The organism is Streptomyces sodiiphilus (assembly GCF_039529215.1).
Classification (GTDB): Bacteria; Actinomycetota; Actinomycetes; order Streptomycetales; family Streptomycetaceae; genus Streptomyces; species Streptomyces sodiiphilus.
The window spans coordinates 538,064-552,916 of the sequence record NZ_BAAAMJ010000010.1; the positions used below are offsets into that span (position 1 = coordinate 538,064).

13 protein-coding genes and 2 pseudogenes are annotated in these 14,853 nt (G+C 70.3%); 8 read left to right on the plus strand and 7 right to left on the minus strand.

Annotated features, from left to right (window positions below):
* Positions 1-71: 71 nt before the first annotated feature.
* Together ABD299_RS07550 and ABD299_RS07555 are read right to left on the minus strand one after the other, a co-directional pair.
* The gene (locus ABD299_RS07550) at positions 72-1,205 is read right to left on the minus strand and encodes an adenosine deaminase (protein ID WP_344259741.1); all 1,134 of its coding nucleotides are present in this window, start codon (positions 1,203-1,205) and stop codon (positions 72-74) included.
* Positions 1,206-1,276: 71 nt separating this feature from the next.
* Positions 1,277-2,257, minus strand: coding sequence for a LysR family transcriptional regulator (locus tag ABD299_RS07555; protein WP_425581269.1), 981 nt, complete (start codon positions 2,255-2,257; stop codon positions 1,277-1,279).
* A 92-nt stretch (positions 2,258-2,349) separates the two neighbouring features.
* On the opposite strand from ABD299_RS07555, the gene ABD299_RS07560 reads away from it, so the two are divergent.
* Positions 2,350-3,645, plus strand: a complete 1,296-nt coding sequence (locus tag ABD299_RS07560; RefSeq protein ID WP_425581270.1) for an MFS transporter — start codon at positions 2,350-2,352, stop codon at positions 3,643-3,645.
* A 52-nt stretch (positions 3,646-3,697) separates the two neighbouring features.
* On the opposite strand, the gene ABD299_RS07565 is transcribed toward ABD299_RS07560, so the two are convergent.
* Positions 3,698-4,108, minus strand: a complete 411-nt coding sequence (locus ABD299_RS07565; protein ID WP_344259743.1) for a hypothetical protein — start codon at positions 4,106-4,108, stop codon at positions 3,698-3,700.
* Positions 4,109-4,118: 10 nt separating this feature from the next.
* Positions 4,119-4,409 (minus strand): annotated as a pseudogene (locus tag ABD299_RS07570) (reverse transcriptase/maturase family protein); the annotation flags it as partial.
* A gap of 84 nt (positions 4,410-4,493) precedes the next feature.
* Here ABD299_RS07570 and ABD299_RS07575 point away from each other — a divergent pair.
* The 4 genes from ABD299_RS07575 (at position 4,494) to ABD299_RS07590 (ending at position 7,609) form a co-directional block, all read left to right on the plus strand.
* Positions 4,494-4,937 carry a hypothetical protein gene (locus ABD299_RS07575; RefSeq protein WP_344259744.1) on the plus strand — a complete coding sequence of 148 codons (444 nt, stop codon included), beginning with the start codon at positions 4,494-4,496 and terminating at the stop codon, positions 4,935-4,937.
* A gap of 76 nt (positions 4,938-5,013) precedes the next feature.
* On the plus strand, positions 5,014-5,769 hold the full coding sequence (locus ABD299_RS07580; RefSeq protein WP_344259745.1) for an ATP-binding cassette domain-containing protein: 756 nt from the start codon (positions 5,014-5,016) through the stop codon (positions 5,767-5,769).
* Positions 5,757-7,028, plus strand: coding sequence for a DUF7224 domain-containing protein (locus tag ABD299_RS07585; RefSeq protein WP_344259746.1), 1,272 nt, complete (start codon positions 5,757-5,759; stop codon positions 7,026-7,028). The genes ABD299_RS07580 and ABD299_RS07585 overlap by 13 nt, the downstream gene beginning before the upstream one ends.
* 11 nt (positions 7,029-7,039) lie before the next feature.
* Positions 7,040-7,609, plus strand: a complete 570-nt coding sequence (locus ABD299_RS07590; RefSeq protein WP_344259747.1) for a hypothetical protein — start codon at positions 7,040-7,042, stop codon at positions 7,607-7,609.
* Between the two features lie 138 nt (positions 7,610-7,747).
* Here ABD299_RS07590 and ABD299_RS07595 read toward each other — a convergent pair whose 3' ends face one another.
* Complete coding sequence (locus ABD299_RS07595; RefSeq protein WP_344259748.1) at positions 7,748-9,382, minus strand: type 1 periplasmic-binding domain-containing protein; 1,635 nt, start codon at positions 9,380-9,382, stop codon at positions 7,748-7,750.
* Positions 9,383-9,425: 43 nt separating this feature from the next.
* Complete coding sequence (locus ABD299_RS07600; RefSeq protein WP_344259749.1) at positions 9,426-11,381, minus strand: hypothetical protein; 1,956 nt, start codon at positions 11,379-11,381, stop codon at positions 9,426-9,428.
* 280 nt (positions 11,382-11,661) lie between these two features.
* On the opposite strand from ABD299_RS07600, the gene ABD299_RS07605 reads away from it, so the two are divergent.
* On the plus strand, positions 11,662-12,330 hold the full coding sequence (locus ABD299_RS07605) for a class I SAM-dependent DNA methyltransferase (protein WP_344259750.1): 669 nt from the start codon (positions 11,662-11,664) through the stop codon (positions 12,328-12,330).
* A gap of 17 nt (positions 12,331-12,347) precedes the next feature.
* Here ABD299_RS07605 and ABD299_RS07610 read toward each other — a convergent pair whose 3' ends face one another.
* Positions 12,348-13,238, minus strand: a complete 891-nt coding sequence (locus ABD299_RS07610; protein ID WP_344259751.1) for an NAD(P)-dependent oxidoreductase — start codon at positions 13,236-13,238, stop codon at positions 12,348-12,350.
* Positions 13,239-13,398: 160 nt separating this feature from the next.
* On the opposite strand from ABD299_RS07610, the gene ABD299_RS07615 reads away from it, so the two are divergent.
* Positions 13,399-13,728 (plus strand): winged helix-turn-helix transcriptional regulator, encoded by a 330-nt coding sequence (locus ABD299_RS07615; protein WP_344259752.1) that lies wholly within the window; start codon positions 13,399-13,401, stop codon positions 13,726-13,728.
* Between the two features lie 599 nt (positions 13,729-14,327).
* A pseudogene (locus tag ABD299_RS07620) lies at positions 14,328-14,667 on the plus strand (CYTH domain-containing protein); the annotation flags it as partial.
* Positions 14,668-14,853: the final 186 nt, after the last annotated feature.

A 14,853-nucleotide genomic window follows, 5' to 3' on the forward strand; every position in this document is an offset into this window, starting at 1 on the left:
CCCGCCGGGCGGTACCGCCCGGCCGCGGCCCGGTCCTCACGCGGACCGGCCGCGGTCGGCGTTCCGGCTGGTCAGGAGCGCGCGACCGGATCCGCCCCGAACAGCCACTCGGACCGCAGCCCGGCGTATCCGGGCTTGATCACGTCATTGATCATGGACAGACGTTCATCGAAAGGGATGAACGCGGACTTCATGGCGTTGACGGTCAGCCACTGGAGGTCGTCCAGTGTCCAGCCGAAGGTCCGCACGAGGTGGCCGAACTCCCGCGACATGCTCGTCCCGCTCATCAGCCGGTTGTCGGTGTTGACCGTGACCCGGAAGTGGAGCCGGCGCAGCAGTCCGATGGGGTGCTCGGCGTAGGAGGAGGCGGCACCGGTCTGGAGGTTGGAGGTGGGGCACATCTCCAGCGGAACGCGCTTGTCGCGGACGTAGGCGGCCAGCCGGCCGAGCCGCACGGTGCCGTCCTCGCCGGTCTCGATGTCGTCCATGATCCGCACGCCGTGGCCGAGCCGGTCGGCCCCGCACAGCTGCAGCGCCTCCCAGATGGACGGCAGTCCGAACGCCTCGCCGGCGTGGATGGTGAAGTGGTTGTTCTCCCGCTTCAGGAACTCGAAGGCGGGCAGGTGCCGGGTGGGCGGGAAGCCCGCCTCCGCTCCGGCGATGTCGAAGCCCACCACGCCCCGGTCCCGGTAGCGGTTCGCCAGCTCGGCGATCTCCAGGGACCGGGCGGCGTGCCGCATGGCGGTCAGCAGCGCCCCGACCCTGATCCGCCGGCCCTCGCCGGCCGCGAGCCGCTCGCCCTCCCGGAACCCGTCGTTGACCGCCTCGACGACCTGCTCCAGGGTCAGCCCGGCGGTCAGGTGCTGCTCGGGGGCGTAGCGGATCTCCGCGTAGACCACGCCGTCGGCGGCCAGGTCCCGCACGCACTCCGAGGCGACCCGCACCAGCGCCTCGCGGGTCTGCATCACCGCGCAGGTGTGGGCGAAGGTCTCCAGGTAACGCTCCAGCGACCCGGAGTCGGCGGCCTCCCGGAACCAGTGGCCCAGTCGTCCGGGATCCTCCTCCGGCAGCCGGTCGTACCCCTGCTCGCGGGCGAGTTCGACGATCGTCGCGGGGCGCAGGCCGCCGTCGAGATGGTCGTGCAGCAGGACTTTGGGGGCGCGCAGGATCTGGTCCTCGGTCGGCGGGGTCCGGAGAGTGGTCATGCCCGAACTGTAACGCCTACGCGCGTAGAAACCTCCCCGGGGCACGGCCCGCGGACCGGCTGCCGCGCGGCTCAGTGGGTGTCGGCCAGCAGGCTGCCGCGCCTGCGCAGCAGGAACCGCTTGAAGTCCGCGACCGGCTGGGTGTCGGGGTGCCCGGCCATCCAGGCGACCCCGATCTCCCGGACGGCGCGCGGCGCGGTGACCGCGAGCTCGCGCACCCCCGGCCGGGGCCAGGCCGGCGGCGGCAGCAGGGCCACCCCGAGCCCGGCGGCCACCAGCCCGCGCAGCGTCTCCGCCTCCTCCCCCTCGAAGGCCACCTGGGGCCGGAACCCGGCCTGCCGGCACAGTTCCTCGGTGAGCCGGCGCAGCCCGTAGCCGGGCTCCAGGGTCACGAAGGGCTCCTCGGCGGCCTCCGCCAGCCGCACCCGCTTGCGGCCGGCCAGCCGGTGGTCGGCGGGCACCACGAGGTGCAGCCGCTGTTCGTCCAGCCGCCGGGTGACCAGATCCGGCGCGTCCGGCACCGGAGAGGTAAGGCACAGGTCCAGCTCGCCCTCCCGCATCCGCTCCATCATGTCCTCGCCGTAGCTCTGGACCAGCGAGAACCGCACCCGCGGGTGGTCGGCGCGGAACCGGCGGATCAGGCCGGGCACCGTCTCGGGCCCCATGGTGTGCAGGAAGCCGAAGGCGACCTTGCCCGCGGCCGGGTCGGCGTCGGCGCGCACCGCCTCGGCGGCCCTCTCGACCTCCCCCAGTGCCCGCTCCACGCTCCGCGCCAGGACCCGCCCGGCCGGGGTGAGCGAGACGGTGCGCCCGTGCCGCGCCAGCAGCGGCACCCCCAGATCGGCCTCCAGCCGGGCCATCGCCCGGCTCACCGTGGACTGCGGGACGGCCAGGTCGCGGGCGGCCCGGGTGATCTGTTCGTGCCGCGCGACCGCCGCGAACTGCGCCAGCCGCGGCGCCAGCAGCGCGGCCCAGGAACCGGCCTCGATGTCCGCATCGCCCGGTGTGACGCGTGTTACGGAGATGTCTTTTTCTTTGCTCAACGATGACACGCCCCTCGGTGGCCATTGCTTATGCACCAGCGCATGGATTCTCGCAGAATCATGCATTGGACGCATGAAATCGGCCGCTCTACGTTGGCCGCATGTCCTCAGCAGCCGTCACGGCTCCCGCCACCGCGTGCGCCGTCCCCCCGCCGTCCCCCGGAACCTCCCGCGGCACCACCCCTCCCGTCTCCCGGGCGCGCGTGAACCTCGCGCTGTTCGCCCTCGGCATGGCGACGTTCGGGCTGCTGTTCTCCACCCAGGCGCTGCTGCCGGACATCACCGCTGCCTTCTCGGTCCGTGCCGACCAGGCGAGCTGGACCGTCTCCGCCACCACCCTGGCGCTGGCTCTGGCCGTGCTGCCGCTGTCCGCGCTCTCCGAACGGCTGGGCCGCCGCCGGACCATGACGGTGTCGGTCGCCGCGGCCGTGACGCTCGCCCTGGCCGTCCCGTTCGCCCCCGACCTGACCACGCTGGTCGCGCTGCGCGCCGCGCAGGGCGTGGCCATCGCCGGCATCCCGGCGTCCGCGGTGGCCTACCTCTCCGAGGAACTGCCCCGCCGGGCCGTGGTGGGCGCGGTGGGACTGTTCATCGCGGGCAACAGCGTGGGCGGCATGACCGGCCGGGTGCTCAGCGGCTGGGTCGCCGAGGGCTGGGGCTGGCGCGCCGGCCTGGCGGCCATCGCGGCGCTGTCCCTGGTGTGCGCGGCGGTCTTCGCCCTGCTGCTGCCCAAGGCCCGCAACTTCAGGCCCTGTTCGATCCGGCCCGGCGCGGTGCTGCGGACCGTGCGCGGCCACCTCGCCCAGCCGCTGCTGCTGCGCCTGTACGCGATCGGCCTGCTGCTGATGGCCGCCTTCAGCGCGGTCTACACGGTGATCGGCTTCCGGCTTGCGGAGGACCCCTTCGGCCTGTCCGCCGGGCTGATCGGCTCGGTCTTCCTCATCTACCTGGTCGGCACCGGCTCGTCCTCGGCCACCGGACCGGCCGTGGAGCGGCTCGGCCGCCGCGGCGCCCTGTACGTGGCGGTCACCACCGCCGTCGCGGGCCTGCTGCTGACCCTCTCCGGCCGGCTCGCCGTCGTCCTGGTCGGACTGGTGCTCGTCACCGGCGGCTTCTTCCTGGGCCACGCGGTGGCCTCCTCCGCGGTCGGCCGGACCGTCACCGAGGGCCGGGCGCAGGCCTCCGCGCTCTACCAGGTCGCCTACTACACGGGCGGCAGCGCCGGCGGCACCGTGGGCGCGCTGGCCTACCACCACGCCCGCTGGGAGGGCGCCGTCGCCCTCGCCCTGACCGCCCTGGTGCTCACCGCCGGCATCACCCTCCACGCCACCCGCCGGGCGGTTGTCGCCGGGCGCGCCGCGCCCGGCCCCGCCACCGCGGTGCGGACGGCGGGCTGACCCCCGCACCGGACAGGTGCGCGGATCCGCCCTCGTCTCCCCCAGGGCTTGATCAAATTCCCTGAGGGGCGCGGTTGTTGATGATGCCGACGAGTGGGAGGGCTCGTCCGGGCTGGTCGCGGATTGCCCGGGTGGTCTTGGCGATGTTGGCGGCTCCTAGGGTGGTGAGCAGGCCGATGGCGAGGTTGCGGAGGGACGCCATGGCGCGGGGTGCGGTCCCGGTGTGGAGGGTGGGGGCGTAGGCGTCCTCGGCACAGTTCACGTCTCGGACGTGGTGGACGGCGAGGTGCCTGCGGAACAGGTCCTCTTCCGTCCGATCTCCCTCCGAACCGGACGTGCGGGTTTCCCCGCATCCAGCTCTCCACTGGTGCTGCTGAGCGAGCGGCTGCTGGTGGATCTCGGCGTGACAGCGGTCGCAGACGATCAGGGTCTTCCGTCGTCTGGTCCGCGTGGCTTCTACCATCGGGGTGCGGCATGACCTCGTGGTCGAGGCTGCCGGAACAATCGGCGATGTCGCCCTCGATGAACCAGGCTGTGCCGCTCCACGTCGAGGCGATCCCGTCGAGCGCCGTGTGACAGCCCCGACCAGTGCGGAAGCCGTGCGACCGGGCCGAGAAGCGGGGTTCGCAGTACGCCTCAAGCAGCAGACGCACCACCTCCCCAACCAGCTTGTCCGACCAGGCCGGCAGCCCCAGGGGCCTCAGGCTCCCGTCCTTCTTCGGGATGTGCACCCGCCGGACCGGGCAGAACCGGCAAGTTTTGTGATTGCAGGGTGATCTTGTAAACGGAGATCGATTAGAGTGACGGCGTGCCGACCTCCGGTGCGACCTTCACCAAGGGAGCGAACCGTGCAACTGCCTTTCGATCGAAGGATGTTCCAGCGTCTGGGAGTCGTCGCGGCGGCGGCGGCGCTGCCGCTCAACATGGTCGGGGACGCTTGGGCCGGCGAGCGGTTCAGCTACATCAAGGGGGCACTGCCCGGCTTCGAATCCACCCGGTGGACGGACGACGGGGGGACCGGAGACACCAAGGTCGAGTTCACGAGCTGCACGGCGAACGGCGGGGACACCCCGTTCGACAGCACGCATGTGCAGCTGTTCAAGGTCATCGATTACTGGCCGGACAAGCAGTATGGCAGCACGAGGAAGTTCACGGCCTGCAAGACAGGGACTTCAGTGGGTCTGTACCCGGCCATGAGTAACGGAGACCGGATGTACTTCAAGATCTCCCGGATCAACGACTCGACCGGAGTGATACACCTCGACGTGGCCAAGACCCGAGTCGCCTACTGACCCGGCTCCACGCAGCGAGCGGGGGAGACGCGCGTGCCTCCCCCCGTCTGCTGCTCCGTTCCGGCAGGAAGCTCCCATGCCTCTTCACTTCTCCGCCTGCACGTTCGGGTACCGGCGCAGGCAACGCATCATCCACGACTTCGACTGTGAACTTCCCCCGGGCAGAACGGTAGTCCTGGGTCCCAACGGCGCCGGAAAGAGCACGATGCTCGGCCTCGCCGCTTCGTCTCTGCGCCCACGGAGCGGGTCCGTCAGCTACCAGGGCATGGCCACGACCGACAGACGTACGCTGCATGCCTACCGCCGCCGCGTCGCGTGGATGCCGCAGCAGCTTGCCGCCGTTCCAGGCTTGACGGCGCGAGAGCAGGTCACGTACGTGGGGTGGCTCAAGGGGATGTCCCGCGCCGACGCCTGGGAGCAGTCGCTGCGCGCGCTCCAGCAGGTGGAACTCGGCGAACGGGCCGACGTCAAGATCGGCCGGCTGTCCGGTGGCCAGCAGCGCCGGGTGGGAGTCGCACAGGCCCTCGTCCATGGAGCGGAAGTCCTGCTGCTGGACGAGCCCACCGCGGGGATGGACCCGCGACAGCGCACCGTCCTCCATCAGATTCTGGGCAGCCTCCCGGGAACCGTCCACGTGGTGCTGTCCACCCACGACACAGCCGACCTCGAAGCGGTCTACGACAATGTGCTGGTGGTGCTCGACGGAGAAATTCGCTTCCAGGGGCCTGTGGGAGAGTTCCTGTCGCATGCCGACTCCGCCGCCGTCCCGGGCCGGCAGGCCGACTCCGCCTACCACGCGCTGACAGAGCGGGACCGCGCATGGGCTTCCTGAACGCGCTGCGACGCTCCTCGTTCCCCTGGGCCGCACCCGTCCTGATCGGGCTCGCGCTGTTCTACATGTCCGTGGCCTCAAATGGTCCGCGCACGGGATTCGGAGGGGACGCGGTCTCCAACGCCGCACTGGCGATGGGGCCGATCCCCGCGGCCTTCGCGGCGGTTGCGGCCTGGGAGGCCGGGAGGCTGCGGGCGGGGCAGGTGTGGGTGCTCACCCCCTCTCGCCATCGCTACCGCATCGCGCTCGAGGCCATGAGCCCCGTTCTTGTTCTCGCAGTACTTGTCGACATCATCCTCTTCGTGGGCGCCTCGCTTCACGTGTCGGCTGCGCCGAGGTCCGAGGACCTTCCGCACGTGGCGACCCTGCTCGCTGTCCAGGCCGCCTCGGTGGTCATCGGCTTCGGAGCCGGAAGCGGCCTGCCACGACCTCTCGCCGCTCCACTTGTCGGCCTCGCCCTCCTCCTCTGGTCCGCGGTCCCGCCTTCGCTGGAGACTCCATGGCCACGTCACCTCACAGGCCTCGTGGGGGAAGGACCGACCGTCACCGACTCCCTCGCGCCGCACGCTCTGCTCGCACCCGTGATGCTGTACCTGGGCGCCGTGGTCGCAGTGATGGTTGCCTGTACTCCCCTGCGCAGTCGTCTGCTGCGGGCGGCACTCGCCGCCCTGTGCTTGACCATTGCCGCTGTCCCCGCGCAGGCCATGGTGGCGGACGACGGGTATGTCACAGCCACTGTGCCTCGCACCGGTCACCAGTCGTGCGACGAGGGCCCACCACGCATCTGCGTACCCGAGGAATACGCCGACATGCTGCCGCAGCTGCGCTCCGCCGCGGAAACCGCTCTACCAGGGCTCGTGGCAGCCGGGTTCGACCGACCCGACGTGCTGGCTCATGTGTCACAGGACGCTGCGGTTTCCCCGGACACCTGGCGCCTCCATCTCGAACGGCCACTCACGGACACTCGCGCGCTGAGCGCGGTGGCCACCGCACTCGTCCCCGTGCAGCGCTGGGAGGACTGCCCTGATCTCCCGGATGACTACGCGGGCCGCGTGTCCCCCGGCCCGCTGACAGCCTGGATGCGGCTGACAGGCGGTATGGACGAGAACACCGTGGCCAAGGCGCACAGCGACGCGACTGTGCAGTGGGTCGAAGAGATCCGCACCCGATCCCTCGAAAGACAGAAGCAGTGGGCCGATGCCCAGATGCGGGCACTGCGCAGCTGCGACCCGGATGTGCATGAAGAGGCTCGCCGGTGAGCCCTTGGGTCATGGTCCGACGTCCTTGGATCATCCTGGCGAGCGTGGTGCTCTACACGGGCCTGCTCCTGCTGGTGCGGGAACACGTCGTGTACGTGCCCTCGATCACCGTGCTCGGGAACGCCGGGATGAAACTCATGAACTTCCTCCCCCTCATTGTCTGCCTGGCGCTCCTGTTCTGCCTGGACCGCAGACTCGGCCATGCCGAAGTCACGGGAACCCGGCGGGTCGTGCTCGCGGACCGTGGTCTGGTACTGGCCACCGCCGGAGCCGTGCTGCTGGTGGGGGCCACCCTGCACCTTCAGCTCGGTATGCCCACCGCGACAGCCGCCGGACGGAACACACTCTTCCTGGCCGGTCTCGCCCTGCTGGTGCGCGCCTGGTTCGGAGGCATCGTGGCAGCATCGGCCATGACGGGATGGCTGTTCATCACCGTGACAGCCGGGCTGCGGGCACCGCATGATCCCTATCCCTGGGGCCTGCTCCTGGAACCCTGGAACAACACGCCGGCCGCCGTGGCCACTGCGATCACGGCGTTGCTCGGGCTCACCGCACTGCACCGTGCGCCACCACGCGCCTGACGGGGCGGCGCCAACATCGCCACGACCTCCCGGGCAATCCGCGACCGGCCCGAACGAGCCCTCCCATTCGTCGGCATCATCAACAACCCCGACCCTCAAAGAAATTGATCAAGCCCTGTGTCTCCCCTGCCCCCGTGGCTACCGCGTGCCCGATCCGGTCACATAGGGATCGATCCGGTTCCCGGCGGGCGGCAGTTCGATGACCGGCACCAGCTTCCCGGTCGGATCGCCGTTGCGGTCCGGACGGAACTCCAGGCTCCCGCCGGCCCCTTCCACCACGTTGTCGATGTTGAGGTTGAACTGCACCTGGATGACGCGCTCGGCGGAGATGTCCCCGCCATCGTTGTCCTCGTTGCTCAGCCTGATCGCCTGGACCGCCGCCATCACCGCGTCGTGATGGGCCACCGCGTAGCCGTTCGACAGCGCGGCGTACACCTCGGCGTCCGGCGCCTTGGAGCCCTGCCCCCGCTCCGTGTCCCCGCTCTCCAGAGCCGACAGGTCCTCCTCACCCAGGTGTTCGACGAACGCGCGGTGAAAGTCGGCGAATCCCACGGGGACCGGCTCACCTTCGCGCGCGTCCGCCCTCCACCCCGGATCGTAGGAGGACGCGTACACCATGGTGATCCCCGCGTTGCCGAGAGTCTTTTCCTCGTCCGCCGACAGGGCCGGGCCGGTCTCCGCGAACAGCACCGCGAACTGCCGCGTCTCCTTGCAGGGCCGGTCCGTGAGCTGGACAAGGAACTTCTCCAGATCGGCGGTACGTCCGGAGAAGAGCACCATGTCCGCCTCGGTGCGACAGATACTGCGTACCAGAGGGCTGAACGGGTGACTCTTCGCGTCGTCAGTGCCGGTGGAGCCGGAGAACGGCTGGTCGGGCGTACCGCCGATCTCCTCGGCCATGTGTTTCCGAAACGCTTCGGTCAGCGTGGCCACATGGAGATCCGGCTCGCTCTCGTCGAAGAGGAGGATCGCGTTCTCCAGATCACCGCGCTCCTTCACATAGTCTTTGAGCGCGAGAACGAAGTCCGTGTTGCTCGGTGTGATACGCACCAGCCCCTCTATCCGTCCCTCGCGGTCCGCCCCTCCCCCTGTCCGGCCGCTCCGGTTGAGCCCGTCGGCGCTCGCCACCGCCGCGAACATCGGAATCTTCTCGTCGGCCAGCGCGCGAAAGGCGTCCTCGGTGATACGAGTGCTGACACCGCCGCCGACCGTCGCGACCAGTGGAGCCCCTGCGTCCTTCATGGATGCCAGTTCCTCCGCCACTGGCTGCCACTGAGTCTGCCGACTGCCGGTATTGGCCAGGTGCAGGCGGACCTTCGGCTGGGCGTCACCCATTCCGCCGGCCGGGTCGTTGGCCCGCTTCTGCGCCACATAGGCGCCCTGCATCGAGCGGAGCGTCTGTTGCGGGGACAGCGGACCGCCGTCCACCGGCGTCAGGGAGGTCAGCAGGGCCACCGTGACCGCCTCCTCCCCCGACGCCGCGACACTGTCGTTCTCGGCCTTGATCAGCGCCTGGATGGCGCGAAACTGCTGTTCCAGTCCGCTCTTCTCCCCGGGCACGAACGCCGGCGAGCCGTCGGTGACACCGATGCACTCCCCGCCCCGCTCCACCAGCCCCGAGCCGAGACCGCAGGCCAGCCGTGGTGGAACCCAGACCAGCGCAGCAGCGACCAGGGCCGCTGCCAGTACGCCGGCGGTCACCCATATGGGCCGGCGCAGCCGCCGTTGACGCGGTCGGAACGAGTCATCATGGTCGGGCGCGTACCGGGTCATTCGCACTCCCTTGCCGGCATCGACGGCTTGCAGTGACATGCGCTCAGGTCCACCAGGTGGCCTGCCTCTTGAACTCCGCGGCCTCCCGGTTCAGTGCGACCAGGCCGTCCGGCGACAGCGGGGCCAGCGCGCCGAGGAGAACCGCGACCTGCGTACACAGGAACTCGCGTTCCACACCGGCCCCCGGGTCCCGGACCACCCGCAGGGCCGCCACCAGCTGTGCGACCTGCGCGGACGCGCCGCCCAGTCCGTCCGGCGGCAGCGAGGACGTGGCCGCCTGCAACCGGGCGTAGGGGGACAGCAGGTGCCGCTCGGGCACCCCGCACGGCGCCCCGGCCACCGTGTCCAGCAGCTCCAGCCAGGCCTCGGCGGGGAGCTCGGGCAGCAGCCGGGCCACCTCCTCCGCGGCCGCCTCGAGTTCATCACCGGCCAGCCGGTGGTACAGCTCTCCGTCCCGGTCCCCGTTCTCCCGGCACCGGCCCCGCAGTCTGGCGTGCACGGCCGTCCATCCGGCGGGGTCGTCCGGCGCGCGCCCGGCGAGCCTGTACAGCAGCAGCCGTCGCAGCACAGCGGCCCGGGCGCTGTCATCCCACAGCCCGGCCTCCCGCACCGCCTCCGCCCAGGCCGGGTTGACCAGGTCGCTCTGATGACTCAGCCACAGGCCGTCACTCTCGTTGCGGGCGGCGGAGCAGGAGGCGAAGGCAGCCAGTTTGCTGTCACCGGCACGGCCGTCGGCCGCCACTGCCAGGCGGCGCAGCAGCCACTCCTGGACCGTCGGCTCATCCGGGGACCCCGCGCTGTCCGGCAGCGACAGCGCCAGCAGCCCGGCGATCCCGCCCTCCGGCAGGGGGTTGCGGGCGGCGAGACCGGCCAGCAGCCCGGCCGACTCCGGGTGGCCCGCGGTGAAGCCGTGGATGATCCGGGCAGTACGCCGGTCCGTCCCGCCGGACGCCCCGGCCAGCAGGTCCTGCACGTTGGCCCGGGTGAAGTCGGGCAACGGGTAGCTCAGCCACACCGGCGTCCCCTCCACCGCACCCGCGCCTGCCTCGACGGAGAGCAGGCCCTCCAGCGGAACCGCCTCGGTCTCGAAGGTGACGGACAGGTCCTCCTCGCCGGTCGCCACCACGGTCAGCGGTTCGGCGTGCTGGTCGGCGCCCAGGAGCGGGCGGGCGTCCAGGAAGCGGCGGAGGAAGGAACGGCCCGCCGGGGTGTCCACGTTGTCCAGCAGCAGCACCGGGGTGGGAAGCTTCCACACCCTGCGCGGGCAGTCCCGCAGGTCGGCCAGGAACGCCTCGCACAGCAGCCCGCCCACCCGGTCCCGGGCCGCACGCCCGGAAGCGGTGTCAGCCTCCTCGTCCCGGGCGGCACGGGCGGCGGTGTTGAGCTCGATCAGGGTATCCACCGCCCGGTCGGTCAGCCCTCGGTCACGGTGGCCGTACCAGCGCTGGGCCCCCTCGGGCAGCGAGGCCACGCCCAGCTCGGCCAGAAGCTTCAGCGGCACCCGGAACACCGTGGTGGTGCCGCCGCTCGCCAGCTCACCGGTCACACTTGCCTGCCCGGCCACCGACCCCAGCGCCCGCACCGGCCAGGCCCGGCCGCGCCGCTCCTTGAGCAGCGCCGTCACCGCCTTGCGCGCGTCCTCCCAGTTCAGGTGGGCGAGATCCTGCTCCATCACCAGCAGCCCGATGAGCAGCCGGGGAAAGGTCAGCCGGCGGTAGCGGGGACGGTGCCGGGCCATTCGCCCGGCGGCCATGGACAGCGTGTACGCCACGTCCTCGTGCCGCGGGTCGGCGAAGTCCGCCCGGCCGTAGGGCACGAACTGATCCAGCTTCCCCGCCAGGACATCCAGCAGAACCGACTTCCCACTGCCCCTGGTCCCTTCGAAGACCACCACTGGCCTGCGTTCGCCGGGACGGGCTGGCCAGGAGGGCTCGGTCAGTTTCCGCACCGCCTCGATGGCCGCACGGCGCTCGAAGATCGGCCGGCGTTCCCCCACCATGCTTCGTCCCCTCTCGCGACCCCCCGTACACCGCCCTTCGATCGTTGCACAGAACGTGACGGATCATCACCCTCGCGACAGCGCCTGTACCCCGGCTGTGACCCGTTGGTGACGCGCACCACCGGGCCCTCTTCCGCCGGCTCCGCCGCGCTTCCGGGGCCCCGGACAGCCACCCGCCGCCGTCGCCTACGGGGACGCACGGTGCGGCGGCGGATGCCGGCGGTAACCCCCCACCCCTGGATCTACCAGCTGAAACACGCACGGAGTAGGGTGCTCGACCATGACCGAACCGGACTTCCTGCGCACGACCCGCGCGTCCTACGACGCCGTGGCCGCCGACTACGCCGAGCGTTTCCGGGGCGAGCTGGCGAGCAAGCCACTGGAGCGGGCGCTGCTGGCCGGTTTCGCCGAGCTGGTGCGGGCCGCCGGCAACGGATCGGTCGCCGACCTCGGGTGCGGCCCGGGGCGGGTGACCGCGCACCTGCACTCCCTCGGTCTGGACACCTTCGGGATCGACCTGTCACCGAAGATGATCGCGGTGGCCCGGCAGGCCCACCCGGACCTGCCGTTCTACGAGGGCACCATGACGTCCCTGGACCTGCCGGACGCGTCGCTTGGCGGCATCGTGGCCTGGTACTCGGTCATCCACATCCCCGACGGACGGCTGCCCGCGGTGTTCGCGGAGTTCCACCGGGTGCTGGCACCGGGCGGTCATCTGGCCCTGGCCTTCCAGGTCGGCGAGGACCACACGCACCTGGCGGAGGCGTTCGGCCACCCCGTCTCGCTCGACTTCCACTCCCGGCAGCCCGACCGCGTCACCGAGCTGCTGGAACGGGCGGGGCTGGAGCTGCGGGCCCGGATGGTGCGCGAGCCCGACGAGGACGGCGACTTCCCGGAGAAGACCCAGCGCGGCTACCTCCTGGCCCGCCGCCCCCTGCCCAGGCCCTGAAAGGGTCCCGGTACCGGTCACGCCACCGGTTCGGGCTTCCTGAGCAGTTCGGTCAGGGCCGAGACGCTGTGGTCGCCGTGGCCGGCCTCCACCGCCCGCTGCACCAGATCGTGCAAGGGAGCGAGCCAGGACGTGTCGACGTTCGTCTCCTCGGCCAGATCCCTGTCGTGGTCCGCGCCCGCGAGGAAGAGGTTCACACTGGAGCCCGCGTCCGTGTAGTCGCGACTGTCGATTTCCTCGGCGTAGACCGGCAGCAGCGACTTGATCATGTCCAGCCACTTCCCGGCGAACCGCACCGTGCTGCTCGCCTCCAGTCCACGGGCCTGGACCGCGGCTGCGCCCTGGAAGAACCCGACGAGCGCGGGCAGCAGCATCGCCCCGACCGCCATTTCGTACAGGGCGGCGAGGTCGGCCTCGTTTCCGAGGTGGACGGTATCGCCGCCCATGACCTCCAGCGTCGTCCTGTACTCGTCGAAAACCGCCCTGTCCCCGCCGTAGTACAGCAGCGTGTCCGGCGCTCCCACCCCCGCCGGGACGTTCTTGACCGCTCCCGCCAGAAAGCGGGCCCCGTGGCCGGCCGCCCAGGCGGCCATTCCACGGGCGTCGGCGGGCGAACCGCTGTTCAGGGTGACAAGCGCCCGTCCGGACACCGTCGCCGCGGCCGGCTCCAGTACGGAGCGGGTGTCCTCGAAGGTGGTCAGGCAGGTGATGACCAGCGGACTCGCCGCGAGAGCCGCACTCACCTCCCCGGCCTGGACGGCCCCCTTGGCCACCAGGGGTGCGGCCTTGGCCGGTGTGCGGTTCCACACCGTCGTCGGGTGGCCGGCGTCGATAAACACCTCGGCCAGTGCCCGGCCCATCGAGCCGAGCCCGACGACGGTCACGGGCAGGGGATTGGCCCCGGTCATGCGTTGCTCCAGTCAGCAGTCGGATGGTCGGGCGACGCAGAAGAGCCGCCGGACGAACGAGTCCGGGCGCGGCGCCCGTTCCATACTGGGCCCTGGATTGCATTCCCTCAAGTACCTACAATTCTGTTCGGTACCCACATTCTTGTCAGTAGGAGTACCGATGACCAAACGGACCTATATCTGCGGACTCGATGCCGCCATCGCCGTCATGGGCGGCAAATGGAAAGGATTACTCCTCTTCTCACTCGACGAAGGTCCGCTGCGCTTCGGAGAACTGCGGCGGGCGGTCCCCGGAATCAGTGAGAGAATACTGATCCTTCAGTTGCGGGAAATGGAGGCGAGCGGCCTGGTGCACCGCGAGGTCTACCACCAGGTGCCGCCCAAGGTGGAGTACTCGCTGACGGAATTCGGCAGGTCCCTCAACGCGGCACTCGCGCCGCTCGGCGAATGGGGCGAGGAACACATGGAGCGCATCGAAGCTATTCCCTGAGCCTCGCGCAGCGCCCCACAACGACTCGAACAGTGCCGGGTCCGCCCGAAACGCGGAACCACCCTCCCAAAGAGGGCTGCGCGAGCAACGGGCACGTGCACTTCGACATCGGACCGGAGTGCCAGCCTTGGCGCTCCGGTCGCCAGCCAGGCACCCCGCAAGACTGCCGCAAGGCGGTCGGCACATTGCCGAGCATGGCGGCAAATGCAGTTATGCACCCAGGGCCTTTGAGAAGTGCCGAGGTGGGCGGTTTGCCTGCTGAGCGTGGGATGTGACGTCCTATCGGCTCGTGGCGGTGACGGGCCCCAACCACCACCGTCCGCTTGCCGAGTTCGTCGAGCGCATGCAGCGCCTGGTCCGCCCTGGTGGTGTGTTCGGTGCGGAGTTCATGATGCCTGTCGAAGGACGCCACCACCTGATCGAGCACTTCACCTCCCCGGAGCGGCTGCGCACTTCCCCGGAGACTGGGAGATCCTGCTCACCGTGCGCACGAACAGGTTCACCGAGCGGCCCCACGTCGGCCGGCCGCACGACCATACCCACCGGATGGGCCTGCTCATGGCGGCCCGAGCCACCGACCACTCCTGAGAGAAGACCCAATGAAGCACGAGTACGAGGCCAAGTTTCTGGCCGTGGACACCGCAGGTCTCAAGGCCAAACTGACCGCTCTTGGCGCCGTCCAAGCGCTCCCCCGCACGCTCCTCACCCGCAAGATCTTCGAGAACAACTCCCTGGAGCGGGGCCTGGCTCCGGCTGCGCGACGAGGGCACACGCTCGACGCTCACGCTGAAGCAGGTCACCGACGCCACCACGATCGACGGCACCAAGGAGATCGAGACCGAGGTAACCGACCTGCACGCCATGGCTGACATCCTCCGTCGGATCGGCCTCAACGAGGTGCGCTATCAGGAGAACTACCGCGAGGAGTGGCGCCTCGGCCACCCTTCTCTTCTCCGCCGCGGGGAAGCAGGGGGCACCCCCCACGACACCCCGGACGCCTTGATCACGTACGCGGACGAGCAGCGCTTGCAGAAGTCCTCGGACTGCGCAGAGCAACGCCTCTGCATCTCACTCTTCCGCACACCCGAAGTGCCCCTTACCGGACGACTCAGTGGCTTCCCATCC